The sequence below is a fragment of the Actinoplanes sp. NPDC049681 genome (assembly GCF_044465265.1).
Lineage (GTDB): Bacteria > Actinomycetota > Actinomycetes > Mycobacteriales > Micromonosporaceae > Actinoplanes.
Window position 1 is genome coordinate 633,941 of the sequence record NZ_JBITLP010000004.1, and the last position, 22,792, is coordinate 656,732.

A 22,792-nucleotide genomic window follows, 5' to 3' on the forward strand; every position below is an offset into this window, starting at 1 on the left:
GAAACCCTACTGATGCTTGGGGAGGACGTGCTCGGCGTACAGGTCGAACAGGCCCTGGTAGTTCGGCCCGGTGTTGGCGACGTAGACCTCGTCGAAGCCGGCCTCGGCGTACTTCCCGATCATCTCGAGGTGTGCCTGCGGGTCGTTGCCGCAGACGAACGCCTCCTTCAGCATGTCCTGGGTGACCAGCTGGGACGCCTGCTCGAAGTGCTTGGGCGACGGCAGCACCTGGGACAGCTCGCCGGGCACGCCGGCGTTCGGCCACTTCTCGTACGCGATCCGCGCGCCCTCGTCCTCGCTGGGGGCGAACGCCGCCTTGAAACCGGCCTGGCAGACACGGTCGCCGCCGCCGGCGGAGCGGAACTGGCGGACCGCGTCACCGTCCGGGCTCACGCTGATGAAGCCCTCGCCGATCCGGGCAGCCACCTCGATAGCCTTGGGCCCGAAGCCGGAGACGAGGATCTCGACGGGCTTCTCGGGCAGCGTGTAGATCCGTGCGTTCTCGACCGTGTAGTGCTTGCCCCGGTACGAGACCACGCCGCCCTTCCACAGCTCGCGCATGATCTCGACGGCCTCCTCGAGCATCTCGAGCCGTACGTCCGCCTCGGGCCAGGCGTCGCCGAAGATGTGCTCGTTGAGCGCCTCGCCGGTGCCGACGCCGAGCCGGAACCGGCCGCCGGTGAGCACGGCGCTGGTCGCGGCGGCCTGCGCTATGACGGCCGGGTGAATGCGGACGGTCGGGCAGGTCACCGCCGTCGTGACGGGCAGGCTGCAGGCCTGGCTGAGGGCCCCGATGGTGGACCACACGAAGGCGCTCTGGCCCTGGGCGTCGACCCACGGGTGGTAGTGGTCGGAGATCCAGAGTGCCGAGAACCCGGCCCGCTCCGCGCCCTTGGCCTGCTCGATGAGCTCGGCCGGGGTGTACTCCTCGCTGGACAGGAAATATCCGATTCGCATGCCCGGCGGATACCCCGTTCACTTGCCGCCGAACATCCTCCTGATGGCCCACAGCAGGAGCAGGGCGGCGAGCGCCACGCCCAGCAGGCGTACGGCGTGCACCTGGGACCAGTCGACGCCGGAGGCGGCCAGATTCTGCGGCACCGGCGAAGCTTAGCGCCGCCCACTTCATCCATGCTTAATAGAAAGGTTTGTTGACTGAAGTCGCGATCTGGGCGACCATAGGGCGTCGCCGCGCCCATGACGGTTGTCGGTCGATCACTGAGGGGTACGCGCTCACCGGGCGCGTAATGATCGTCACCGGAGGTACGCGGACTCATGCCGAATTCTGGCGAACTGCACCGACTCGCCGCGACGGTACTGCAGCCCGGATTCGTCGGTACCACCGTGCCGGACTGGGTGCGCCGCCGGCTCGCGGAGGGCCTCGGCGGCGTGGCGCTGTTCGCCCGCAACGTCCAGTCGCCCGGGCAGGTCGCGGCCCTCACGGCCCAGCTGCGCGCCGAGCGGCCGGAGGTCATCGTGGCGATCGACGAGGAAGCCGGCGACGTCACCCGCTTCGAGTCGCGGCACGGCAGCTCCCGCCCCGGCAACCTGGGCCTGGGCGCCGTCGACGACCCGGACCTGACCGAGGCCGTCGCCCGCGACCTGGGTCTGGAGCTGGCCCACGCCGGCATCACCCTGGACTACGCCCCCGACACCGACGTCAACTGCAACCCCGACAACCCGATCATCGGGGTACGCGCGTTCGGCGCCGAGGCACCGCTCGTGGCCCGCCACGGCTCGGCCTGGATCCGGGGCCTGCAGGAGGCCGGCGTGGCCGCCTGCGCCAAGCACTTCCCGGGCCACGGGGACACCGCCGTCGACTCGCACCACGACGTACCCGTCATCGACCACGACCTGGCCCGCCTCGCGGAGTGCGAGCTGGTGCCCTTCCGGGCCGCCATCGCGGCCGGCGTTCAGTCGATCATGACCGGCCACCTGCTCGTGCCGGCGTACGACCCCGAGCTGCCCGCCACGCTCAGCCGGCGCATCCTCACCGGTCTGCTGCGCGAGGAGCTCGGCTTCGACGGGCTCATCGTCACCGACGGCATCGAGATGCAGGGCGTACGCCGCAAGTACGGGCTCGAGGGCGCCACCGTCAAGGCACTCGCGGCGGGGGCTGACGCGATCTGCGTGGGCGGGGACCACGCCGACGAACGGACCGCCGAACGGCTGCTCGACGCCGTCGTCGCGGCCGTCCGCAGCGGTGAACTCGCCGAGGAGCGCCTGCACGACGCGGCGGCGCGGGTCCGCCGGCTGGCCACCTGGACCCTGGAGACCCAGACGGCGATCGGCGCGCGCGCCGCCGCCGATGCGGCGGGATCCGCGAACCACGAGGTCGCGGTGATCGGCGGCTCGGCCGTGGGCCAGGCCGCCGCCCGTCGCGCGGTGAAGGTGACCACCACCGCCGACGCCCCCGATCTGCCGCTGCGGACCGCGCCGCACGTGGTCGAGTTCGCGCCGCCGCGCAACATCGCGATCGGCGCCGAGACGCCCTGGGGGGTGGGCGCGCCGCTCAGCGAGCTGCTCCCCGGCACGACGTCGATCCGGCTCTCCGCCGACGACCTCGCCGGAGTGACCGACCCGGTCGCGCCGATCCTCGACGGCAGCGGCGCCCGCCCGCTCGTCCTCGTGGTCCGCGACGCCCACCGCCATCCCTGGGTGGGCGACGCGCTGGCCCGCACGCTCGCCGTCCGCCCCGACACGATCGTGGTGGAGATGGGCGTGCCGGTCTCGGTGAGCGGCGGCCTGCACGTCGCCACGTACGGCGCTACGCGTGCCTGCGGCCGGGCCGCCGCCGAGCTCATCGCGGGCGAGCTCGCCCCGGGGCGTACCGAGCAGGCGCTCGCGGCCTGACCGGCCCCGGGGCGTCGCATCGGCCCCGTATCCTCGATCACGTGACGACCACCGCCGCACGCCCGCTCGCCGCCCTGATCGCCGCTGCGACCTTGGGCCTCACCCTGCTCGCCGGGTGCAGCAGCGACAACGTCGACTGCGGGCTCGACCAGTGCACGGTGACCATCGACCGCAGCGTGAACGCGAGCGCCGAGGTCCTCGGCGTGGAGGCCAAGTTCGTCAGCGCCGACCAGAACACCGTGACCCTCGAGGTCGCCGGCGAGCAGGTGCAGCTGTCGAAGGGCCAGCAGGCCGTCAACGTGGGCGGCCTGCAGGTCTCCCTGGACAGCATCGACGCCGACAGCGTCAGTTTCCAGGTGTCGCGCTAGCACGTCCTCCGCACGTCGGGGCAGGTTTGGAGAAATCCGCCGCCGGTCATATCAGCGCCATGACTGCCTCCTCACACGTCCGCAGCACGGCGTCACGCGCGGCCGACAGCAAACCCCTCGAATACCTGGCTCGCGGTGGCTTCATCGCGTACGGCGTCATCCACCTGATCTTCGCCTGGATCGCGCTGCAGCTGGCCTTCGGCAACTCGTCCGCGGAGGGCGACCAGTCCGGGGCCTTCCAGAACCTGGCGAGCCAGCCGATGGGCAAGACCCTCGTGGTCATCACCGTCGTCGGCATGGTCGGCCTCGCCCTGTGGCAGGCGTTCGAGGCCGCCATCGGCGAGAGCGGTGAGCAGGACAAGGAGGCGATCGCCACCCGGGTGATGTCCGGTATCCGGGCGATCATCTACCTGTCGTTCGCCTGGACCGGCATCAAGGTCCTGAAGGGCGCCAACGCGTCCACGGGCGACAGCCAGCAGAAGGGCGCGTCCAGCCTCATGGACAGCACCGGTGGGCGTTTCCTGATCGGCCTCGTCGGTGTGGTCGTGGTGGGCGTCGGCATCGGACTCGTGATCTACGGAATCAAGAAGAAGTTCGAGAAGCGGCTCCACACCGAGCAGATGAACCCGGCGGTGCACAAGACCACCCGCCGGCTCGGTGTGGCCGGGTACACCAGCAAGGGTGTCGCGTTCGGCATCGCCGGCGTGCTGGTCGTTGCCGCGGCGGTCACGTACGACCCCAAGAAGGCGCGCGGACTCGACGCCGCCCTCAAGACGCTGGCCGGTCAGCCGTACGGCCCGTGGCTGCTGGGTCTGATCGCGCTCGGCATCGCCGCGTTCGGCATCTACTGCTTCTTCCAGGCCCGCTACCGCAAGGTGTGAGGAAGGTCTGACCTTCCCCGAGCGGGGTGGAATCCCGGCGCGGGCAGGGCAAGCTGGGTCGCTGGCAACGAACCTCGGTGAGGAGAGGGAACCGTGACCAGCCTTCTGACCGCCCTGCTCGCCGTCGTGGTCGCGGCCGGAGCCGCGATCGTGATCGTCGAGACCGTGCACTGGATCACCAACCGCCTCGGCCGCCGCTCCCAGCTGCTCTGCGATCTGGCGGCCACCGCGCACCACCCGTTCCTGGCCACTGCCACGGTCTTCGCCGTGCAGGTGGCCGTCCGCGGCTTCGGCGGGGACTTCCCGGGCCGCGCCGGTGTCCTGCACGCACTGGTGATCCTCGTGATCGCTACGGTGGCGTGGCTGGTGGGCGCGCTGCTGCTGGTGCTCGAGGACCTCGCGCTCGCCAAGTGGCGGGTGGACGTCCCGGACAACATGAAGGCCCGCCGCCTCAAGACCCAGGTGCAGATGCTGCGCCGGGTCACCGTGGCGGCGATCGTCGTGCTCACCCTCGGCGTGGTGCTGATGACCTTCCCGGGCGTACGGGCGCTGGGCGCGAGCGTGCTGGCCTCCGCGGGCATCGTCTCGGTGATCGCCGCGCTGGCCGCCCAGAGCACGCTCGGCAACGTCTTCGCCGGGCTCCAGCTCGCGTTCAGCGACGCGGTCCGCATCGACGACGTCGTGGTCGTCGAGGGGGAGTGGGGCCGCATCGAGGACATCACCCTGACGTACGTCGCGGTGCAGATCTGGGACGACCGGCGGCTGATCCTGCCCACGTCGTACTTCACCACCAAGCCCTTCCAGAACTGGACCCGCACCGGATCGGCAGTGCTGGGCACCGCCGAGATCGACGTCGACTGGTCCGCGCCGGTGGAGCCGTTGCGTGCCGAGCTGCGCAAGGTCTGCGAGGGTACCGAGTTGTGGGACGGCCGGGTGTGCGTGCTGCAGGTGACCGACGCGGTCGGCGGCATGATCCGGCTCCGGGCCCTGGTGAGCGCCCACGACGCGGGAGCCCTGTGGGATCTGCGCTGCCTGGTGCGCGAGCGACTCGTCGCGTGGGTCTTCGAGCACCGCCGCGACTCCCTGCCCCGGGTACGCGCCGACGTGGCCCGTCTCGACCGTCAGGGGCCGGGCCGCTCCACGAGCAACGGCTTCGCCGCCGAAGCGTCTGACGATGCCCGGGTCTTCAGCGGTCCCGGGGACGGCGACGAGCGGGCCGCCGCTTTCGGCGGCCCGGACGACACCCCAGCTCAGCGCGGCTACGACGAGCCCGGCGATATCGGCGCACCCGCCCGTCCGATCCCGGCCACAACTTCCGGTGACCGCCCGTGAGGGCGGTGTTTCCGGTGCAGGATTGATTTGGTTCCCCGCAGGGCATACAGCGAGGAGTGAAAGGAGGACACCATGGCCGATGTCCTGAACGGTAGCCCGGCCCGTCCGGGGACCGACCAGTCCACCTCGGAATTGGTCCAGAAGGCGAGCGAGCAGATCACCCGCCTCGTCCGGGACGAGATCGCACTCGCCAAGGCGGAGCTCGCGGAGAAAGGCAAGCACGCCGGCATCGGTGTGGGTCTGTTCGGCGGAGGCGGCGTGCTCGCCCTGTACGGCGTCGGCGCGCTCCTCGCCACGCTGATCATCGTGCTGGACCTCTTCCTGCCGCTGTGGCTGGCCGCGCTGATCGTCTCCGTGGTGCTGTTCGCCGCGGCCGGAGTGCTGGCGCTGCTCGGCAAGAAGCAGGTCACCCAGGCGGTCCCGCCGGAGCCGAAGTCCGCGATCGAGAGCGCGAAGGCGGACGTCGACGAGGTCAAGCACGCGATCAAGAGCGGCAGGAGCCGGGCATGAGCGACAAGAACGGTGGGTCGGGTGCCAAGCCCGACGTGGACGCACTTCGTGCGGAGATCAAGCAGACCCGGGCGGAGCTGGGCGAGACCGTCCAGGCCCTCGCGGCCAAGGCGGATGTGAAGGCCCGGGCCAAGGAGCAGGTGGAGCTGACCAAGGCCAAGGCGAAGGCCCAGGTCCACGAGGCGACCGAGAAGGTGCGCGGGGTGGCGGCCAACGCGGCCGCGGTCGCGTCCGACAAGGTGCGTTCCGCGACCTCCCAGGCCGGCGACAAGGTCTCCCCGGCGCTGGACAAGGTCCGGGAGACGGGCGCCCTCGACAAGGCGCAGGAGGCCCGCGAGCAGGTACGCCGTAACCCCGTGCCGTTCGCGGCGGTGCTCGCGGCCGGCGTGGCGCTGGTCGGCATCATCCTGATCGTCCGGGGGAGGCGTAAGTGAGCGGGAAGCTCCAGAAGGTGGCGTACAAGCCGGTGGGCCTGCTGCTGGGCATCGGCGCGGGCGCCCTCGCGGGCTTCATCTTCAAGGAGGTCTGGAAGCTGGCCTCCGGCGACGACGACGCACCGAACGCCACCGACGAGGATCGCGGCTGGGGAGAGATCATCGCTGCCGCCGCGCTGCAAGGCGCGATCTTCGCCACGGTCAAGGCGCTCGTCGACCGGGGCGGGGCGGCAGGTGTCCGCAAGATTACGGGTACGTGGCCGGACTGATATCTGGGATAGCTGTATCGACCACCGTCAAGGCCCTCAGCGCTGCTGGGGGCCTTTTTCGCTGGTGCCGGAGTCCACGGGATTCGTCCAAGGGGAAGCTTTTCGGGTGGTTCTTCGGGTACAGTGTGGCCAGTTTTTGCGTAAGTGGTCAGGCGGTAAGCCTTCTGCAGGAGGCGGTTCCTTCTGAATGGCCGTTCGCGGCTCCGCTGCACGAAAACGACCATCGGCCCCGCATCACCGGGCCGGCATTTCCAGAAGGAGAGTTCAGCATGGCGCAAGGAACCGTGAAGTGGTTCAACGCAGACAAGGGCTTCGGCTTCATCACCGTCGACGGCGGGGGTGCTGACGTGTTCGTCCACTTCTCGGCCATCCAGACGAGCGGCTACCGCACTCTGGAAGAGAACCAGCGGGTCGAGTTCGAGATCGCCCAGGGCCAGAAGGGCCCGCAGGCGGAGCAGGTTCGCCCCCTCTGAGACCTACCGGCCGGCCGTGATGCCGGCAGCCGACCGCCTGGCGGAGGTCGGCTCCAGCAGTAAGGCCCCGGGTCCTGCTCCGGCAGGGTGCGGGGCCGTCTGCTTTCTACGGCTTCTTCTCCTGCGGCGTGGCCGGCTGTCGCTTGTGGCGCGCCCGCACGCGGACCCCGGTCACGATCAGGCCCAGCCCCGCCACCGCGAGCACGGGCCCGACCACGGCGAACGCGGTCACGCCGCTCATGATGCTGTCGTGGACCAGGTCCAGACCCTGGGCCGTCCACAGCACCCCGATCACCAGGGCGAGCATGCCGCCCGTCAGCCAGAGCCAGCCCTTCAGCGGCACGCCTTCGTCCGGGGCCGCGGGCCCCTGCTCACCAGCGCTCATGGACCTGCGGCCGGATCAGCTCGTCGTAGACCGTCCGCACGGCCTCGTGGGCCTCGCGGGGCAGGGGCGCCAGATCGGCCGCCGCCACGTTGCCGCGGGCCTGATCGGCGTTGCGGGCGCCGGGGATCACCACCGTCACCGCCGGGTGGTCCAGGATCCAGCGGAGCGCGAACTGGGCCATCGTCGCGCCCTCCGGCACGTACGGCCGCAGCCGCCGCACCGCCTCCAGACCCGTACGGAAGTCGACGCCCGAGAAGGTCTCGCCGACGTCGAAGGCCTCGCCGTGGCGGTTGTAGTTCCGATGGTCGTCCGCGGGGAAGCTGGTGTTCTCGTCGTAGCGGCCGGACAGCAGCCCGGAGGCGAGCGGGACGCGGGCGATGATGCCGACGCCCGCCTCGGCCGCCGCGGGCAGCACACGCTCGAGCGGCTTCAGCCGCAGCGCGTTGACGATGATCTGCACGCTGGCGGTGCCCGGTCGGGCGATCGCCGCGAGGGCCTCGTCGACCTTCTCGACGCTGACCCCGTACGCCGCGATGCGCTTCTCCTGCACCAGGGTGTCGAGCGCGTCGTAGACGGCGTCGGTGCTGAACACCGGCGTGGGCGGGCAGTGCAGCTGCACCAGGTCGAGGGTGTCGACGCCGAGGTTGCTGCGGGAGCGGTCGGTCCACGCCCGGAAGTTGTCCAGTGTGTAGTTCTCCGGCTCCTGCGGCACCCGTCGGCCCATCTTGGTGGCGACGGTCAGGCCCGGCCGGGTCTTGCGGAAGCTGCCGATGACCTGTTCGCTGCGGCCGTCGCCGTACACGTCGGCGGTGTCGATGAAGGTCACGCCGGAGTCGACGGCGGCGCCGAGCGTGGCGTGGGCGTCCTCCTCGCTCACCTCGCCCCAGTCGGCGCCGAGCTGCCAGGCACCGAGTCCGATCGCTCCGACATCCCGGCCGAGGCGGCCGAAGCTGCGCTTTTCCACCGGGCGAGCCTAACGTACGCTATAGCAAGACGTACGTACGGTTTGGAGGTTGGCAATGTGGGATCCCGCCGTCTATCACCGCTTCGGCCAGGAGCGGTCACGTCCCTTCTTCGACCTGGTGGCCAGGGTCGGCGCCGAGCGGCCCCGCACGGTGGTCGACCTCGGCTGCGGGCCCGGCGAGCTCACCGCCACGCTCGCCGAGCGCTGGCCCGGTGCCCGGGTCGTGGGCCTCGACTCCTCGCCCGAGATGATCGCCAAGGCCGCCGCGCTGGGGTCGCCCGCCGAGTTCCGGCTGGGAGACCTCGCGCACTGGCGTCCCGGACCCGGCACGGACGTCGTCATCACCAACGCGGCCCTGCAATGGGTGCCCGGGCACGGCGACCTGCTGACGGCATGGGTCCGGTCGCTGCCGTCCGGAGCCTGGTTCGCGATGCAGGTGCCGGGCAACTTCGACGCGCCGTCGCACCGGGCGCTGCGCGAGGTGGCGCGCAGCGAGCCCTTCGCCGATGCCCTCGGCGACCTGGTCCGCGAGGCTCCGGTCGACGACGCCGCCGGGTACGCCGCGCGGCTGCTGGCCGAGGGCGCCGCCGTGGACGCGTGGGAGACGACGTACGTCCATCTCCTGCCCGCCACGGGCGACGAACACCCGGTGCTGCGCTGGATGGAGGGCACGGCGCTGCGGCCGGTCAAGGCGGCCCTGGACGACACGCGATGGCGCGCCTTCCGGGCCACGCTCGGCGCGAAGCTCACGGCGGTCTACCCTGCCCGGAGCGGACACGTGGCGTTCCCGTTCCGCCGGATCTTCGTCGTGGCCCATGTCCAGGAGGAAAAGTGACCGAGCTCGCCTCGTTCATCGCCGGTCTGCCGAAGGCCGAGCTGCACGTGCATCACGTGGGTTCGGCCTCGCCCCGGATCGTCGCCGAGCTCGCCGCCCGGCACGAGGGCGACTCCCCGGTGCCCGCCGATCCCGCCCACCTGGCCGACTACTTCGCGTTCCGCGACTTCGCCCATTTCATCGAGGTCTACCTGAGCGTGGTCGACCTGATCCGCGACGACGAGGACGTCCGGACGCTGACCTACGAGGTCGCCCGGGAGCTCGCCCGCCAGCAGGTCCGATACGCCGAGCTGACCGTCACGCCGTACTCGCACGTGCGCCGTGGCATCCCGGCGCCGGCGTTCTGCGCGGCGATCGAGGACGCCCGGACCGGGGCCGCCCGGGACTTCGGCGTCGAGCTGCGCTGGTGCTTCGACATCCCGGGCGAGGCGGGGCTGCCGGCCGCGGAGGAGACGCTGCGCATCGCGCTGGAGGAGCGGCCGGACGGGCTGATCAGCTTCGGCCTCGGCGGACCCGAGATCGGCGTGCCCCGGCCGCAGTTCAAGCCGTACTTCGACAAGGCGCGCGCGGCCGGGCTGCACAGCGTCCCGCACGCCGGGGAGACGACCGGCCCGGAGACGATCTGGGACGCCCTGCGCGACCTGGGCGCCGAGCGGATCGGCCACGGCATCTCGGCGGCGCAGGACCCGCAGCTGATGGCGTACCTGGCCGAGGAGGAGATCCCGCTCGAGGTGTGCCCCACGTCGAACGTGCGGACCCGGGCCGTGGCCTCGATCGAGGAGCACCCGCTGGCCACGCTGGTGGCGGCCGGCGTGCCCGTCACGATCAACTCGGACGACCCGCCCATGTTCGGCACCACGCTCGAGGAGGAGTACGCGGAGGCCGCGCACCTGCTCGGCCTGGACCGCACGGGCGTGGCCGACCTGGCCCGGGCGGCCGTCAGCGCGTCGTTCCTGCCCGCGGCGGGCAAGGAGCGCCTCATCGCCGAGATCGACGACTACGCCGCGGGCCGGATCTCGGGCTGACGGGCAGGCCGGCGGCTAGAAGCGGTCCGCGTAGAGCGGGTCCTGCCAGATCGCCAGCACGGCGAGGATGCCGATCGTCAGGATCGCCACCACCCGGACGATCCGGCGCCGGTTGAACGGCTTCCGGTCGTCCTCGTCGACCTCCGGTACGGGGCGTACGTCGGTGTCCAGCATCGTCACTCTCCCTCGCCCGGACGTCAGCCGGGCACCGCCGTCCAACTCTGGTGCCGCGCCTGCTCCGGGTTCTGCAGCACGAGCAGGCGGGCCGGTCCGAAGCGCTGGTTGCCCACCCCGGCAGCCAGGTTGCCCACGTTGGTCCGCAGGCTGAACCCGTGATCGGTGGCGAACAGCTTCCACCGGCCACTGTCGCAGTCGCCCTGCACCAGCGGCGCACCGGCCACCGGGTTGCCACCCAGCGGGACCACGCACTTGCCGCTGGCCCGCGACTGCAGGGAGAAGGTGTCGCCCCCGGCCGGGACGAGCTTCCACTGCTGCTGGGAGCCGCCGTCCGCGCCGCCCAGGGTGAGCGGTGTGCCGTTGGCCGTGCGGGCCGCGTACAGGTCGGCCGCGCCGCCGGTGAGCGAGTTGGTCAGGACGAACCAGGAGTTCGCCGCCGGCCGGGCCGCGGGCGCCGACTGCGCGACGCCCTTCGCCGTGTAGCCGGACTTCGCATTGCGGATGGTCACCTGGTACTTGGTGTCCGGCCGCAGGCCGATCAGCCGGGCCCGGGTCGCCTTCGTGGTGGCGATGATCGCCCCGTCGACGTCGACCTCGTACTCCGCCTCCGGAGCGGCCGCGCTCCACGTGAGCCGGACCGACGTGCTGGTCGGGTCGCGGACCTCGAGCACTGCCTGCACGGCTGCCACCGGCTCGGTTCCCGGCTTGCCGCCCGTGTGCACGATCGGATCGGCGGCCACCGGGGCGCCGCTGGTCGGGACCGGCTCCGCCGACGCCCCCGGGTCGGCCGGACCCGCCGGCGCATCGCCGCCACCGTCGGAGGCGTCGCCGCCGTTGCCCGTACCGTTGCCACCGGCGTTGCTGCCGCCGTTGCCGTTGCCATTACCGCCGGCGTTGCTGCCCGTGCCGTTGTTGCCGCCGGTGTCGCCGTTCCCCGGGGCCGGCGGAGCCGGGGCCTCCGAGACGGGGACCTGCGTCTGCTTCGCGGAGGGGGTGGCGCCGGGCGTCGCGTCGGGCTCGGCCGGGCGCGCGTTCGGTGCGTCCGGCGCCTCGTCGCCGCCGTCGCTGCGCAGCAGGAACTCGCTCTGCGCGACGTTCCAGTTCTCCGCCAGGTAGCTGCCCGGCTTCGGGTCGGTGCTGAAGTAGTCGTCGTTGCCGCAGTCGAGTCGGGTCTCGTGCTTCTTCGCGCACACCTGCCGCAGGGCGGAGCCGGACCGGTCCGGGCGGCACAGCAGGTCGCTGTCGTCGGTGCAGCTGCCGGCGCCCGTCGAGTTGGGGGAGTCCTGCAGCAGCGCGCCCAGCATCTCGGTGGTCTCCATGGCCGCGACCGCCGAGCTCCAGCAGCCGGCGTCGACCCGCCCGTACGACGGCCCGCCGTTGTTGCGGTTGCCGAGCCCCGCGCGGTGGTCGGCGATGTACGTGCCGATGCCGCAGTAGACGTTGGCGTCGGCGAAGATCAGGTATTTGCGGTCGTTGCGGTTGTAGCCGAGCGTCTGCAGGGCGGCGATGTTGCGCGTGAACGACGCGAGGGCGCCCTCGGGCATCTGGACCTCGGCGACGTCGACCCGGCACTGCGGGGTGGTGACGAACCGGACGTGCCGGGAGCCGCCGGTCTCGGCCGCGCTGGCGTCGAAGATCTGGTCGACGCCGGCCGCCCAGTTGCGGATCGAGCCCAGGTAGCCGGTGTATCGGCTCGGCGTGCCGAACTCGTGCAGGTAGAGCACCTGGATGCGGTTGCCCGTACGCCCGTCGCCCTCGCACGCCACGTCGTGGCCGCCCATGATGAAGTCGGCCTGGCCGGGGGCGGCGTCGGGGATGAGCGCGGGAGCGCCCGGCGTGAGCGAGCTGCCGCCCTCGTCGCGGACGATCTCCGCGTCCGGGGGGACGGCGGCCGACTCGCGCCGCGGCTCGACCGGCTCGGGCACCTTGCCGGTCACCGGGCTGACGTCGCGGCTCACCCGCAGTCCCGCCGGTGCCGGGTCGGGACCGTGCGTGCAGGTCTCGTCGTCGAGCTCGTACGTACCGGCGCAGAGCGAGTCCTTGCCCGCCGGGACCAGGCCGTCGTAGACGAGGCCCTGGCCGGGGTCATCGTCGGGCAGGGACGCGTACGTGATGCGCTCGCGGCCCTGGCTGCCGCCGCCCGCGTTCCAGCCGCCGCTGACGACGCTGGGGCCGACCACGCCTCCGATCCCGAGCACGAAGACGCCGAGCAGGATCGGCAGCAGCCGGTGCGCACGGGGGCTGGCGTGCCGCCGGCCGCGGTCGGGGGCCGGGCGCCGCCGTTGCGGTGCCTCCCCACGAAGCGCAGGCCGTCGGTGCGCGGGCAAACCATCTCCTCCTGCTGCGGGGGCGCGGTGGGAGGGGGTTATGGGGTGACCACCTCCCACCGCGCGAGGGCTTCGCCGGTCCGGGGTGTGGGGACGTGTTGCGGGCTTCGGACCGGGAAGCCGGATGGGATCGGGGTAGAGCGTGCCAGCCCGGCCGCGCCAGGGGAACGCCCTTAATACAGATCTAAGCAATCCTTCTACCGTCCGGGGTAATTGCGCCTCTTGCCGCCGCCTTGCCGTGCTCACGACTCGTCCGTGCGCTGATGCGGCCGTTTGCGCTTCGCGGAATCGCGTTCCCGGGCCAGGCGGCCGACGAGCCCGAACCGGCTCGCCTGCTTCGGGGGCGCCTCCGCGTCGGCGAGCAGCATCACCACGCTGGCACCGCCCATGGCGGCCCGTGCCAGGCTGACCGAGCCGCCCGCGGCCTGGGCTGCCCGCCGCGCGATGTCCAGCCCCAGGCCGGTCGAGCCCTGCTCGCTCTGCCCGCGCTGCAGCGCCTTCTCCGGGTCGTCGATGCCCGGCCCGGCGTCGTCGACGCGCAGCGCCACCCAGCCGTCCCGGCGGGAGATGCCGACCTCGAACGCCGTGCCCTGGGGGGTGTAGCGGAAAACGTTGCCCAGCACCGCGTCGAGGGCCGCCGCGAGCTCCGTGCGCGCCACCGGCACCGGGATGCGCAGCTGGGCACCGACCACCCGGTACTGCCGGTTCTGGTCGCCGGCCAGGGCGGACCAGAAGACCATGCGGTCCCGGACGACCTCGGCGGCGTCGCACAGCCCCTCCTCGGGGGCGTCGGCGACCTGGGCGGCGACCGCGGCGCGCGTGGTGTTGATGAGCTGGTCGACCTCGCCCTCGAGGGTGACGATCGCCTGCCGGATGCGCCGGATGCCGCGGCGGCGGTCGAGCTCGGCCGCGGAGAACTCGCCGATGTGGGTGTCGTCCGGGTCGAGCGCCTCGGCGTCGAGGCGCAGCACGGTCAGCGGCGTACGCAGCCGGTGCGAGAGATCGGCGACCAGTTCCCGTTCGCTGGTGCGGGACGTGACGAGGCGGTCGGCCATGCGGTTGAACGCGTACCCGGCCTCGGCCAGCTCGCGGGGACCGGAGGGCTGGATGCGGACGCCGAGGTCGCCCCCGCCGACCGCCATCGCGGCGTGGACCAGGTTGCGGACCGAGGCGACCGCGCCGCGCGCCAGCCGGTCGACCACGATCACCGAGCCGATGACCAGGCCGGCCATGATCCCGAGCAGGATCCACCAGTCCCGGGCGGTGCCCGCGCCGAGCTCGGCGTCGGGGACGAAGACCTCGACCACGGACGTCTTCTCGTTCGCGGCGACGGGCTGCAGCCGGACCACCCCGCCGTCGACGTCGACCTCGACGGGCTCGTTGCCGCGCGCGGCGGCGACCAGCTTCTCGACGGGCACGCGGCTGTCCTTGGTCGTGCCGGGGGCGTGCACGACCACGTCACCGCCGGCCGCCTTGACCGCGGCGTCGACGCCCTTCTTGTTGGCGTTCGCGGCGACCGCCCCGGCGACCGTGGCGCTGCGCTGCTGGGCCGCGGCCATGGCGCTGTCGCGGTGGTCCGCCCGCAGCTCCCAGCCCAGCGGGATGAGGAAGGCGAGGGCGGCGATGGTGGTGGTGGCGGCGCTGACGTAGGCCAGCCGGGCCCTCAGTCCGGGGCCACCAACCGGAATCCGACCCCCCGCACGGTGCGCAGGTAGCGAGGCTTCGCTGCGGATTCGCCCAGTTTCCGACGGAGCCAGTACAGATGCACGTCGATCGTCTGGTCCTCGCCGACTGACGGCTGTCGCCATACCTCCTCCAACAGCTCACGACGCGAGACGACCCGGCCCGGGCGTGCGGCCAGATAGGCCAGCAGATCGAATTCCTTGCGGGTCAGGGCCAGCGGCTGGTCGCCGAGGCTGGCGCTGCGCTCGCCGATGTCGACGCGCAGCTCACCCACCTCGTGCACGGCCGGCTGGGCGGTGCGGCTGGCGCGGCCGACCCGGCGCAGCACCGTGGTGATCCGCGCGTCGAGGTGGGCGCCGGTGAACGGCTTGACCATGTAGTCGTCGGCCCCGGCGCGCAGCAGCCGCACGACCGTCTGTTCGTCGTCGCGCGCGGTGGCGATGATGATCGGCACGTCGGTGATCCCGCGCAGCATCCGCAGCGCGTCCGAGCCGTCGAGGTCGGGCAGCCCCAGATCGAGCACCACGAGGTCGGGTGTCTCCGCGGCGACCCGGCGCAGGGCGTCGAGAGCCGTGCCGACGGCGTGCACGGCGTGCCCCCGGTCGGCCAGCGACCGGAGCATCGCACCGCGCACGACGTGGTCGTCCTCGACGAGCAACACCGTGGCCATGCGAAGAAGGTACTGCCCTTGGCAAGATAGACCGAATCCGTCATTCAGCGGCATCTCTCCGATACGGAGAGTCACCAAATCGGCGGTAGGATTCGAGCACCGATGTCCTTCACACTCTTTCCAGACACCCGGGCGGCGCTCGCCGCCGACGCCCTCACCGGGCTCTCGGTGGGCGACGCTCTCGGTGCCCAGTACTTCGTTCCCGGCATCCGCCCCGGTGTGCTGCCGGACCCGCCGTGGCCGTGGACCGACGACACCGAGGAGGCCTGCTGCCTCCTCGGCGCCCTGACGGCCAGTGACGACGCCGAGCTCGACCGGGACCGCTTCGCCGACCTCCTGGGGCGGCACTTCGACCCCTATCGCGGATACGGCCCCGGAGCTGTCGTCATGCTGCGTCAGATCCGCGAAGGCACCCCGTGGCCGCTCGCGGCGGCGGCCGCCTTCGACGGGCAGGGCTCGGCGGGCAACGGCGCCGCCATGCGGGCCGCGCCGCTCGGGGCCTGGCACGCCGACTCACTCGCTCACGCCGCCGTCCAGGGCGCCCGGGCCGCGGAGGTCACCCACGCCCACCCCGAGGGCATCGCCGGCGGGGTGGCGGTGACGGTCGCCGCCGCGGTGGCCGCCGCGGCCAGGCTGGACGGCCGGCCGGTCGACCTGCTCGGCGCGGTGGTGGCCCACACCCCGCACAGCCGGGTGCGCGACGGCCTCGTGCTCGCCACCCGCATTCACGACGCGGGCGAGGCCGCGTACGAGCTGGGCACCGGCACCCGTGCGATGGCGCAGGACTCGGTGCCGTTCGCGCTGTGGGTCGCCGCGCACCACCTCACCGACTATCCGCGCGCGATCACGGCGTGCATCGCGGCCGGCGGTGACGTGGACACCACGGCGGCGATGGCCGGGGGAGTCGTGGCCGCCCACACCGGGGTGGACGGCATTCCGGCGGAGTGGATCAGCGCTCGTGAACCACTACCGGAGTGGGTGGCCGCGTCGCTCGAAAGGTGAGCCGGGGGACCTACTAGCATCGTCTGCGAATCCGCTCGTCGACCGAAGGAGAACCACCGTGTCCGCAGCTCTGGTCGTGCCGGCGGGGACGACGGCGGCCGACGCGGTGGCCGCCGCCGGCCTCCCGCAGTCCGGTCCTAAGGCGATCGTCGTCGTCCGGGACACGGACGGGCGCCTGCGTGACCTCGACTGGGCACCCGCCCAGGACGCCGAGGTGACCCCGGTCGCGATGGACGAGCCGGACGGGCTGAACGTGCTGCGCCACTCCGCCGCGCACGTGCTCGCGCAGGCCGTGCAGGACGTCTTCCCCGAGGCCAAGCTGGGCATCGGCCCGCCCATCCGGGACGGCTTCTACTACGACTTCGACGTGGAGAAGCCGTTCCAGCCGGAGGACCTCACGAAGCTCGAGAAGCGGATGCAGGAGATCGTCAAGGCGGGCCAGTCCTTCCGCCGCCGCGAGTACGCGTCGCTCGACGAGGCCAAGGCGGAGCTGGCGCACGAGCCGTACAAGCTGGAGCTCGTCGACATCAAGGGCGACGTGGACGAGGAAGCCGCGGCCGTCGGCGCCGGCGAGCTGACCCACTACGACAACCTCGACCGCGAGGGCACGCGCGTCTGGGGCGACCTCTGCCGCGGCCCCCACCTGCCGACCACCCGCATGATCCCGGCGTTCAAGCTGATGCGCTCGGCCGCCGCGTACTGGCGTGGCAGCGAGAAGAATCCGCAGCTGCAGCGCATCTACGGCACCGCGTGGCCCAGCCGCGACGAGCTCAAGGCGTACCTGAACCGCCTCGCGGAGGCCGAGCGCCGTGACCACCGCAAGCTCGGCACCGAGCTGGACCTGTTCTCCTTCCCCGACGAGATCGGCAGCGGCCTGGTGGTCTTCCACCCCAAGGGCGGCGTGATCAAGCGCGAGATGGAGGACTACGTGCGGGCCCGCCACATCGAGGAGGGCTTCCAGTACGTCGGCACGCCGCACATCAGCAAGGAAGGCCTGTTCCACACCTCGGGCCACCTGCCCTACTACGCGGACACGATGTTCCCTCCGATGCACATGGAGGGCGCCGACTACTACCTCAAGGCGATGAACTGCCCGATGCACAACCTGATCTTCAGGTCGCGCGGGCGGTCCTACCGTGAGCTGCCGATGCGGCTGTTCGAGTTCGGCTCGGTCTACCGCTACGAGAAGTCCGGCGTGGTGCACGGCCTGACCCGGGTGCGCGGCCTGACCCAGGACGACTCGCACTCGTACGTCACCGCCGAGGACGCCCCGGCCGAGATCAAGCACCTGCTGGACTTCGTGCTGTCGCTGCTGCGCGACTTCGGGCTGGACGACTACTACCTGGAACTGTCCACCCGCGACCCGAAGAGCGACAAGTTCATCGGTACGGACGAGCAGTGGGACAGGGCCACCAAGGTCCTGGAGGACGTCGCCGTGGAGTCCGGCCTCGAGCTGGTGCTCGACCCGGGCGGCGCGGCGTTCTACGGCCCGAAGATCAGCGTCCAGGCGAAGGACGCGATCGGCCGCACCTGGCAGATGTCGACCATCCAGTACGACTTCAACCAGCCGGCCCGCTTCGGGCTGGAGTACCAGGCGGCCGACGGCTCCCGCCAGGAGCCGGTGATGATCCACTCGGCGAAGTTCGGCTCGATCGAGCGGTTCTTCGGCGTCCTGGTCGAGCACTACGCCGGCGCCTTCCCGGCCTGGCTCGCGCCGGTGCAGGTGGTCGGCATCCCGATTCGCGACGACCACGCGGCCTACCTGGAGGAGTTCGCCGCGCGGCTGCGCAAGGAGGGCATCCGCGCCGAGGTCGACCACTCGACGGACCGCATGCAGAAGAAGATCCGTACGGCGCAGCAGCAGAAGATCCCGTTCATGGCGATCGCGGGCGACGACGACGTCAACGGCGGCACGGTGTCGTTCCGCTACCGCGACGGCTCCCAGCGCAACGGCGTGGCGCTCGACGAGGCGGTGGCGCACGTCGTCGAGGTGGTGCGCTCCCGGATCAACACCGGACCCTCCGCCGGCTGACACCCGGCATTAGGGTGGGCGAGTGAGCGACGTGGGGGAACCGGACGGTCTCGAGCGGCTCTGGACTCCGCACCGGATGGCGTACATCTCCGGTGCGGACCGGCCCGAGGGTGGTTACGAGAAGCCGTCCGGCTGCCCGTTCTGTGTCGCGCCCGGGCTGCCCGAGGGTGACAGCCTGGTGGTGGCGCGCGGGGAATCGGTCTTCGTCGTGCTCAACCTGTACCCGTACAACCCGGGGCATCTGCTGGTGTGCCCGTACCGGCACGTGGCCGACTACACCGACCTGACCGGCCCGGAGACGGCGGAGCTGGCCGCCTTCACCCAGCGGGCGATGCGTGTGATCCGCCGCGCCAGCAGCCCGCACGGCTTCAACCTCGGCATGAACCAGGGCGCGGTCGCCGGAGCCGGCATCGCCGCCCACCTGCACCAGCACGTGGTGCCGAGGTGGGGCGGCGACGGCAACTTCATGCCGGTCATCGGGCGCACCAAGGTGCTGCCGCAGATGCTCGGCGACACCCGGGAGCTACTCGCCAAGGCCTGGGTGGCGGCCGACGGCTAAGGCGCGCAGCCCGGCCGCGAGCTGCTCGGCGGAAGGCGCGCGCGACGGGTCGGTCAGCCACTGCGTCATCACACCGGACATGAGCGCCAGGGAGGCGGCGCCGACCGTGCGGACGGTCTCCTCGTCCAGGCTGTCCTCCGGGCGGCCGGTGAGCAGGGCCGCCAGGCCGCGCCGGCCCTGTTCCATGCCGTCGGCGAGCTGGGCGCGCAGGTCGGGGGAGCGCTCGGCCTGAATCATCGCCTCGACGCTCGCCAGCCACAGCTCGCGGTGGGTGTCCAGGGTGCCGATCACCCGCCGCCAGTAGCGCACCAGCGGATCGCCGGGCTCACCGCCCGGCTCCGCGGCGAGGGCGGCGCCGACGGCCTCACCCCAGTCCTCGATGGCGCTGAGCATCGCGGCGTTCATCAGCGCGCGGGTGGAGCCGTAGTGATAGCCGATCGAGCCCAGGTTGGTGCCGGAGGCGGCCACCACGTCGCGGGCGGTCGTGCTCGCGTACCCCTTCTCGTAGAGGCAGCGCTTAGCGCCCTCGAGCAGGTCCTCCCGGTGTCCCATGGACGTCATCCTAGGTTCTATACAAACGTATAAGACGTTTGTATAGTAGCGGCATGACACGACGTGAGGTTCTGATCTCGGGCGCCGGCCTGGCCGGCCCCGCCCTCGCCCTGGCCCTGCACCGGCACGGCATGCGGGCCACGGTCGTCGAGCGGGCCCCGGCCCTGCGCGACGGCGGCTACAAGGTGGACATCCGGGGGGCGGCGATCGAGGTGCTCAAGCGGCTCGGTCTGTTCGAGGCCGTGCGGGCGGCCGACACCGCCATGCGGACCGTCACCTACGTGCGGGCCGACGGCTCCCCGATCGCCGCGCTCGACGCGAGCCTGCTGATGGGCCGCCGGGGGGACGACCGCGAGATCATGCGGACGGACCTCACCCGGATCCTGTACGACGCGACGGCCGGCGACGTCGACTACGTCTTCGGCGACTCGATCGCCACCCTCGACGAGCGGGCCGACGGCGTGGCGGTGACCTTCGCGAGCGGCGTCACCCGGCGCTTCGACCTCGTCGTCGGCGCCGACGGGCTGCATTCCGCGACCCGGCGCCTGGTCCTGGGCGACGTGCCGCTGCGGCACCTGGGGGCGTACATCTCGATCTTCGACGTCCCGGAGGACCTCGGCCTGGACCACGAGGAGGTCTTCTTCTGCGCGCCCGGGCGCATGGTCTTCGCCTACAGCACCGGGGCCGCGGCCGGCACCAGGGCCGGGCTGGTGTTCGCCTCGCCGCAGCTGCCGCGGCCGCAGGACCCGCGGCCGATCCTGCGGGAGCGCTTCGCGGGCATGGGCTGGCGGGTGCCGGCATTCCTCGACGCCCTCGACGGGGTCCCCGACCTGTACTTCGACTCCCTGAGCCAGGTCGAGCTGCCGCGCTGGTCGGCCGGGCGGGTGGTGCTGCTCGGCGACGCGGCGCACTGCCCGGCACCGTCGTCCGGGCAGGGGACCAGCCTCGCCCTGGTCGGCGCGTACGTGCTGGCCGGTGAGCTGGCCGCCGCGGACGGGCACGAGGCCGCGTTCCGCCGCTACGAGACGCTGATGCGGCCGTACGCCGAGCGCAATCTGCGGCTGGGCCGCAAGATGGCCGGCGACATGGTGCCCGGCGGCGGCTGGCAGCTCGCGTTCCGCAACTACGGGATGCGGACGCTGAAGTACAACCCGTGGAAGCGGCAGATCATCGAGCAGGTCACCAAGCCGCTGTACGAGGCGGCCACCGCCATCGACCTTCCGGCGTATCCGATGGCGGCGGCCGTCTGACGCCTACTTGGCGGCCGTGTGCTCCTTGCGGACCGCGTCGGCCAGGTGGGCCGGCATGGGCTCGTGCCTCGCGTACGCCCGGGTGAACGTGCCCGCCCCGGAGGTGAGCGCGCGCAGCTCGACGGCGTACCGCACCAGCTCGGTCGCGGGCACCTCGGCGCGGACCAGGCTGTGGTCGCCGTCGGTGTCGGCCTCGGAGCCCATCGGGCGTCCGCGGCGGCCGGAGAGGTCGCTCATCACCGCGCCGACGTACGCGTCGGGCACGCGTACGACGACCTCGTCCACCGGCTCGAGCAACGTCATCTGGCCGTGCTCGGCGGCCTCGCGCAGGGCCAGCGCACCGGCGGTCTGGAACGCGGCGTCGGAGGAGTCGACGCTGTGCGCCTTGCCGTCCACGAGGGTCACGCGCAGGTCGACCACCGGGTAGCCGGCGACGATGCCGCGTTCGAGCTGGGCACGGACGCCCTTCTCCACCGACGGGATGTAGTTGTGCGGCACCGCCCCGCCGACGACCTTGTCCACGAACTCGAAGCCGGCGCCGCGGGGCAGCGGCTCCACCTCGATGTCGCAGACGGCGTACTGGCCGTGGCCGCCGGACTGCTTCACGTGGCGTCCGTGGCCCTTCGACGCGGCACCGAAGGTCTCCCGCAGCGAGACCTTCACCGGCTCGGTGTCCAGGTCCACGCCGCCGGCCCGGAGCCGGTCCAGGACCACGTCGGCGTGCGCCTCGCCCATGCACCACAGCACGAGCTGGTGGGTGCTGGCGTTGCGTTCCAGGCGCAGCGTCGGGTCGCCGGCCACGAGCCGGGCCAGGTTCTTGGCTAGGGCGTCCTCGTCGGATCGGGACTTGGCCACCACGGCGATCGGCAGCAGCGGCTCGGGCATGCTCCAGGGCTCCATGAGCAGCGGCTGGTCCTTGGCGGAGAGGGTGTCGCCGGTCTCGGCGCTGCCCGACTTGGTGATCGCGCAGATGTCGCCGGCGATGCAGGAGGGCACCTCCCGCAGCTGCGCGCCCAGCGGCGAATAGACGTGGGCGATCCGCTCGTCGGCGTCGTGGTCGGGGTGCCCGCGCTCGGTCAGGCCATGGCCGGAGACGTGCACGGTGAGCTCGGGGCGCAGGGTGCCGGAGAAGACGCGCACCAGCGACACCCGGCCGACGTGCCGGTCGATCGTCGTCTTGACCACCTCGGCCACCAGCGGGCCGGCGGGATCGCAGGTCAGCGGCGGCCGGGGGCTGCCGTCGACGCCGGTCACGACGGGCAGGTCGTGCTCCAAGGGTGAGGGGCCGCCGTCGACCAGGCCGTCGAGGAGCGCGTCGAGGCCGACGCCGGTGCCCGCGCAGACCGGAATGACCGGGTAGAAGTTGCCGCGGGCCACGGCCTTCTCCAGGTCGGGCACGAGCGTGTCGGTGCTGATCAGCTCGCCGGCGAGGTACCGGTCCATGAGGGTCTCGTCCTCGCTCTCGGCGATGATCCCCTCGATGAGCAGGTTGCGGTCGTCCTGGATCGGGTTGAGGTGCTCGGGCTCCGCCTCGGACGCCCGCGGCGGGTAGCCGCCGGAGTAGTCCAGGACCCGGAGGGTGACCAGGCCGATCAGGCCCGCGACCGAGGTGCCGTCGTCGCCCAGCATCGGCTGGTAGATCGGCATGACGTTCTCGCCGAACGCGTCCTGGCAGTCCTGCAGCGTCTGGTCGTAGTCGGCGCGGGGGTGATCCAGCCGGGTGATGGCGACCGCGCGGGGCATGCCCACCGCGGCGCACTCCTCCCAGAGGGCGGTGGTGGCGTCGTCCACCCCGTCGACCGCGGACACGACGAAGAGCGCGGCGTCCGCGGCCCGCAGGCCGGCGCGCAGCTCCCCGACGAAGTCCGCGTACCCGGGGGTGTCGAGCAGGTTGATCTTCACGCCTTGGTGCACGACGGACGCGCAGGAGAGCGAGACCGAGCGCTGCTGGCGTACGGCGGCGGGGTCGTGATCGCAGACCGTGGTGCCCTCGGTCACCGACCCGGCGCGGGGGATGGTGCCGGTCGCCGCCAGCAGCGCCTCGACCAGCGTGGTCTTTCCCGCTCCGGAGTGGCCCACCAGCACCACGTTGCGTACTCTGCCGGGCTCGGTCACCGCCGGTCCGGCCGCGTTGTCCTGGGTCTTCTGCGCCATTCCTGACGCACCTCCTCATCAGCCGGTCGGCGGCCATTCTTCCCGACCCGGTCGCTG

24 protein-coding genes are annotated in these 22,792 nt (G+C 72.0%); 14 read left to right on the forward strand and 10 right to left on the reverse strand.

Annotated features, from left to right (window positions below):
* Positions 1–6: 6 nt before the first annotated feature.
* A complete protein-coding gene (locus ACIBO8_RS17345; RefSeq protein WP_396116217.1) occupies positions 7–957 on the reverse strand; it encodes a TIGR03557 family F420-dependent LLM class oxidoreductase in 951 nt (316 codons plus the stop codon).
* An 18-nt stretch (positions 958–975) separates the two neighbouring features.
* Positions 976–1,101 (reverse strand): hypothetical protein, encoded by a 126-nt coding sequence (locus ACIBO8_RS17350; RefSeq protein WP_396116218.1) that lies wholly within the window; start codon positions 1,099–1,101, stop codon positions 976–978.
* A gap of 174 nt (positions 1,102–1,275) precedes the next feature.
* Here ACIBO8_RS17350 and ACIBO8_RS17355 point away from each other — a divergent pair, with 174 nt between their 5' ends.
* From ACIBO8_RS17355 to ACIBO8_RS17390, 8 genes are all read left to right on the forward strand, one after another.
* Entirely contained in the window at positions 1,276–2,853 is a 1,578-nt protein-coding gene (locus ACIBO8_RS17355; protein ID WP_396116219.1) for a glycoside hydrolase family 3 protein, read from the forward strand.
* Positions 2,854–2,894: 41 nt separating this feature from the next.
* Positions 2,895–3,221 (forward strand): hypothetical protein, encoded by a 327-nt coding sequence (locus tag ACIBO8_RS17360; protein WP_396116220.1) that lies wholly within the window; start codon positions 2,895–2,897, stop codon positions 3,219–3,221.
* A gap of 59 nt (positions 3,222–3,280) precedes the next feature.
* On the forward strand, positions 3,281–4,102 hold the full coding sequence (locus ACIBO8_RS17365; protein ID WP_396116221.1) for a DUF1206 domain-containing protein: 822 nt from the start codon (positions 3,281–3,283) through the stop codon (positions 4,100–4,102).
* A 93-nt stretch (positions 4,103–4,195) separates the two neighbouring features.
* Positions 4,196–5,434: a mechanosensitive ion channel family protein gene (locus ACIBO8_RS17370; protein ID WP_396116222.1), complete on the forward strand. Its 1,239-nt coding sequence runs from the start codon at positions 4,196–4,198 to the stop codon at positions 5,432–5,434.
* 72 nt (positions 5,435–5,506) lie between these two features.
* Complete coding sequence (locus ACIBO8_RS17375) at positions 5,507–5,944, forward strand: phage holin family protein (protein WP_396116223.1); 438 nt, start codon at positions 5,507–5,509, stop codon at positions 5,942–5,944.
* A complete protein-coding gene (locus ACIBO8_RS17380; protein WP_396116224.1) occupies positions 5,941–6,378 on the forward strand; it encodes a DUF3618 domain-containing protein in 438 nt (145 codons plus the stop codon). The genes ACIBO8_RS17375 and ACIBO8_RS17380 overlap by 4 nt, the downstream gene beginning before the upstream one ends.
* Positions 6,375–6,647, forward strand: a complete 273-nt coding sequence (locus ACIBO8_RS17385; RefSeq protein WP_396116225.1) for a DUF4235 domain-containing protein — start codon at positions 6,375–6,377, stop codon at positions 6,645–6,647. Before ACIBO8_RS17380 ends, ACIBO8_RS17385 begins: the two co-directional genes overlap by 4 nt.
* Positions 6,648–6,916: 269 nt before the next feature.
* Positions 6,917–7,120, forward strand: a complete 204-nt coding sequence (locus ACIBO8_RS17390; protein WP_011905669.1) for a cold-shock protein — start codon at positions 6,917–6,919, stop codon at positions 7,118–7,120.
* Positions 7,121–7,226: 106 nt separating this feature from the next.
* Here ACIBO8_RS17390 and ACIBO8_RS17395 read toward each other — a convergent pair whose 3' ends face one another.
* Together ACIBO8_RS17395 and ACIBO8_RS17400 are read right to left on the reverse strand one after the other, a co-directional pair.
* Positions 7,227–7,505: a hypothetical protein gene (locus ACIBO8_RS17395; protein WP_396116226.1), complete on the reverse strand. Its 279-nt coding sequence runs from the start codon at positions 7,503–7,505 to the stop codon at positions 7,227–7,229.
* Positions 7,492–8,469 (reverse strand): aldo/keto reductase, encoded by a 978-nt coding sequence (locus ACIBO8_RS17400; RefSeq protein ID WP_396116227.1) that lies wholly within the window; start codon positions 8,467–8,469, stop codon positions 7,492–7,494. Before ACIBO8_RS17400 ends, ACIBO8_RS17395 begins: the two co-directional genes overlap by 14 nt.
* Before the next feature lie 55 nt (positions 8,470–8,524).
* On the opposite strand from ACIBO8_RS17400, the gene ACIBO8_RS17405 reads away from it, so the two are divergent.
* Positions 8,525–9,304 carry a trans-aconitate 2-methyltransferase gene (locus ACIBO8_RS17405; protein ID WP_396116228.1) on the forward strand — a complete coding sequence of 260 codons (780 nt, stop codon included), beginning with the start codon at positions 8,525–8,527 and terminating at the stop codon, positions 9,302–9,304.
* Positions 9,301–10,329 (forward strand): adenosine deaminase, encoded by a 1,029-nt coding sequence (locus ACIBO8_RS17410; RefSeq protein WP_396116229.1) that lies wholly within the window; start codon positions 9,301–9,303, stop codon positions 10,327–10,329. Before ACIBO8_RS17405 ends, ACIBO8_RS17410 begins: the two co-directional genes overlap by 4 nt.
* Before the next feature lie 15 nt (positions 10,330–10,344).
* Here ACIBO8_RS17410 and ACIBO8_RS17415 read toward each other — a convergent pair whose 3' ends face one another.
* From ACIBO8_RS17415 to ACIBO8_RS17430, 4 genes are all read right to left on the reverse strand, one after another.
* On the reverse strand, positions 10,345–10,503 hold the full coding sequence (locus ACIBO8_RS17415; RefSeq protein WP_396116230.1) for a hypothetical protein: 159 nt from the start codon (positions 10,501–10,503) through the stop codon (positions 10,345–10,347).
* Between the two features lie 23 nt (positions 10,504–10,526).
* Positions 10,527–12,833 carry an RICIN domain-containing protein gene (locus ACIBO8_RS17420; RefSeq protein ID WP_396116231.1) on the reverse strand — a complete coding sequence of 769 codons (2,307 nt, stop codon included), beginning with the start codon at positions 12,831–12,833 and terminating at the stop codon, positions 10,527–10,529.
* A 242-nt stretch (positions 12,834–13,075) separates the two neighbouring features.
* Positions 13,076–14,392 (reverse strand): ATP-binding protein, encoded by a 1,317-nt coding sequence (locus ACIBO8_RS17425; protein ID WP_396116232.1) that lies wholly within the window; start codon positions 14,390–14,392, stop codon positions 13,076–13,078.
* 104 nt (positions 14,393–14,496) lie between these two features.
* A complete protein-coding gene (locus tag ACIBO8_RS17430; protein WP_199513587.1) occupies positions 14,497–15,186 on the reverse strand; it encodes a response regulator transcription factor in 690 nt (229 codons plus the stop codon).
* 102 nt (positions 15,187–15,288) lie between these two features.
* On the opposite strand from ACIBO8_RS17430, the gene ACIBO8_RS17435 reads away from it, so the two are divergent.
* From ACIBO8_RS17435 to ACIBO8_RS17445, 3 genes are all read left to right on the forward strand, one after another.
* Positions 15,289–16,188, forward strand: a complete 900-nt coding sequence (locus ACIBO8_RS17435; protein WP_396116233.1) for an ADP-ribosylglycohydrolase family protein — start codon at positions 15,289–15,291, stop codon at positions 16,186–16,188.
* A gap of 58 nt (positions 16,189–16,246) precedes the next feature.
* Positions 16,247–18,220, forward strand: coding sequence for a threonine--tRNA ligase (thrS, locus tag ACIBO8_RS17440; RefSeq protein ID WP_396116234.1), 1,974 nt, complete (start codon positions 16,247–16,249; stop codon positions 18,218–18,220).
* Between the two features lie 76 nt (positions 18,221–18,296).
* Positions 18,297–18,779: an HIT family protein gene (locus ACIBO8_RS17445; protein ID WP_396116398.1), complete on the forward strand. Its 483-nt coding sequence runs from the start codon at positions 18,297–18,299 to the stop codon at positions 18,777–18,779.
* Here the strand turns inward: ACIBO8_RS17445 and ACIBO8_RS17450 are convergent.
* Positions 18,744–19,331 carry a TetR/AcrR family transcriptional regulator gene (locus ACIBO8_RS17450; RefSeq protein ID WP_396116235.1) on the reverse strand — a complete coding sequence of 196 codons (588 nt, stop codon included), beginning with the start codon at positions 19,329–19,331 and terminating at the stop codon, positions 18,744–18,746. The two genes, ACIBO8_RS17445 and ACIBO8_RS17450, sit on opposite strands and share 36 nt — an antisense overlap.
* 53 nt (positions 19,332–19,384) lie before the next feature.
* On the opposite strand from ACIBO8_RS17450, the gene ACIBO8_RS17455 reads away from it, so the two are divergent.
* Complete coding sequence (locus ACIBO8_RS17455; protein WP_396116236.1) at positions 19,385–20,581, forward strand: FAD-dependent monooxygenase; 1,197 nt, start codon at positions 19,385–19,387, stop codon at positions 20,579–20,581.
* Between the two features lie 3 nt (positions 20,582–20,584).
* Here the strand turns inward: ACIBO8_RS17455 and ACIBO8_RS17460 are convergent, their stop codons facing one another.
* Positions 20,585–22,735 carry an elongation factor G-like protein EF-G2 gene (locus ACIBO8_RS17460; RefSeq protein ID WP_396116237.1) on the reverse strand — a complete coding sequence of 717 codons (2,151 nt, stop codon included), beginning with the start codon at positions 22,733–22,735 and terminating at the stop codon, positions 20,585–20,587.
* Positions 22,736–22,792: the final 57 nt, after the last annotated feature.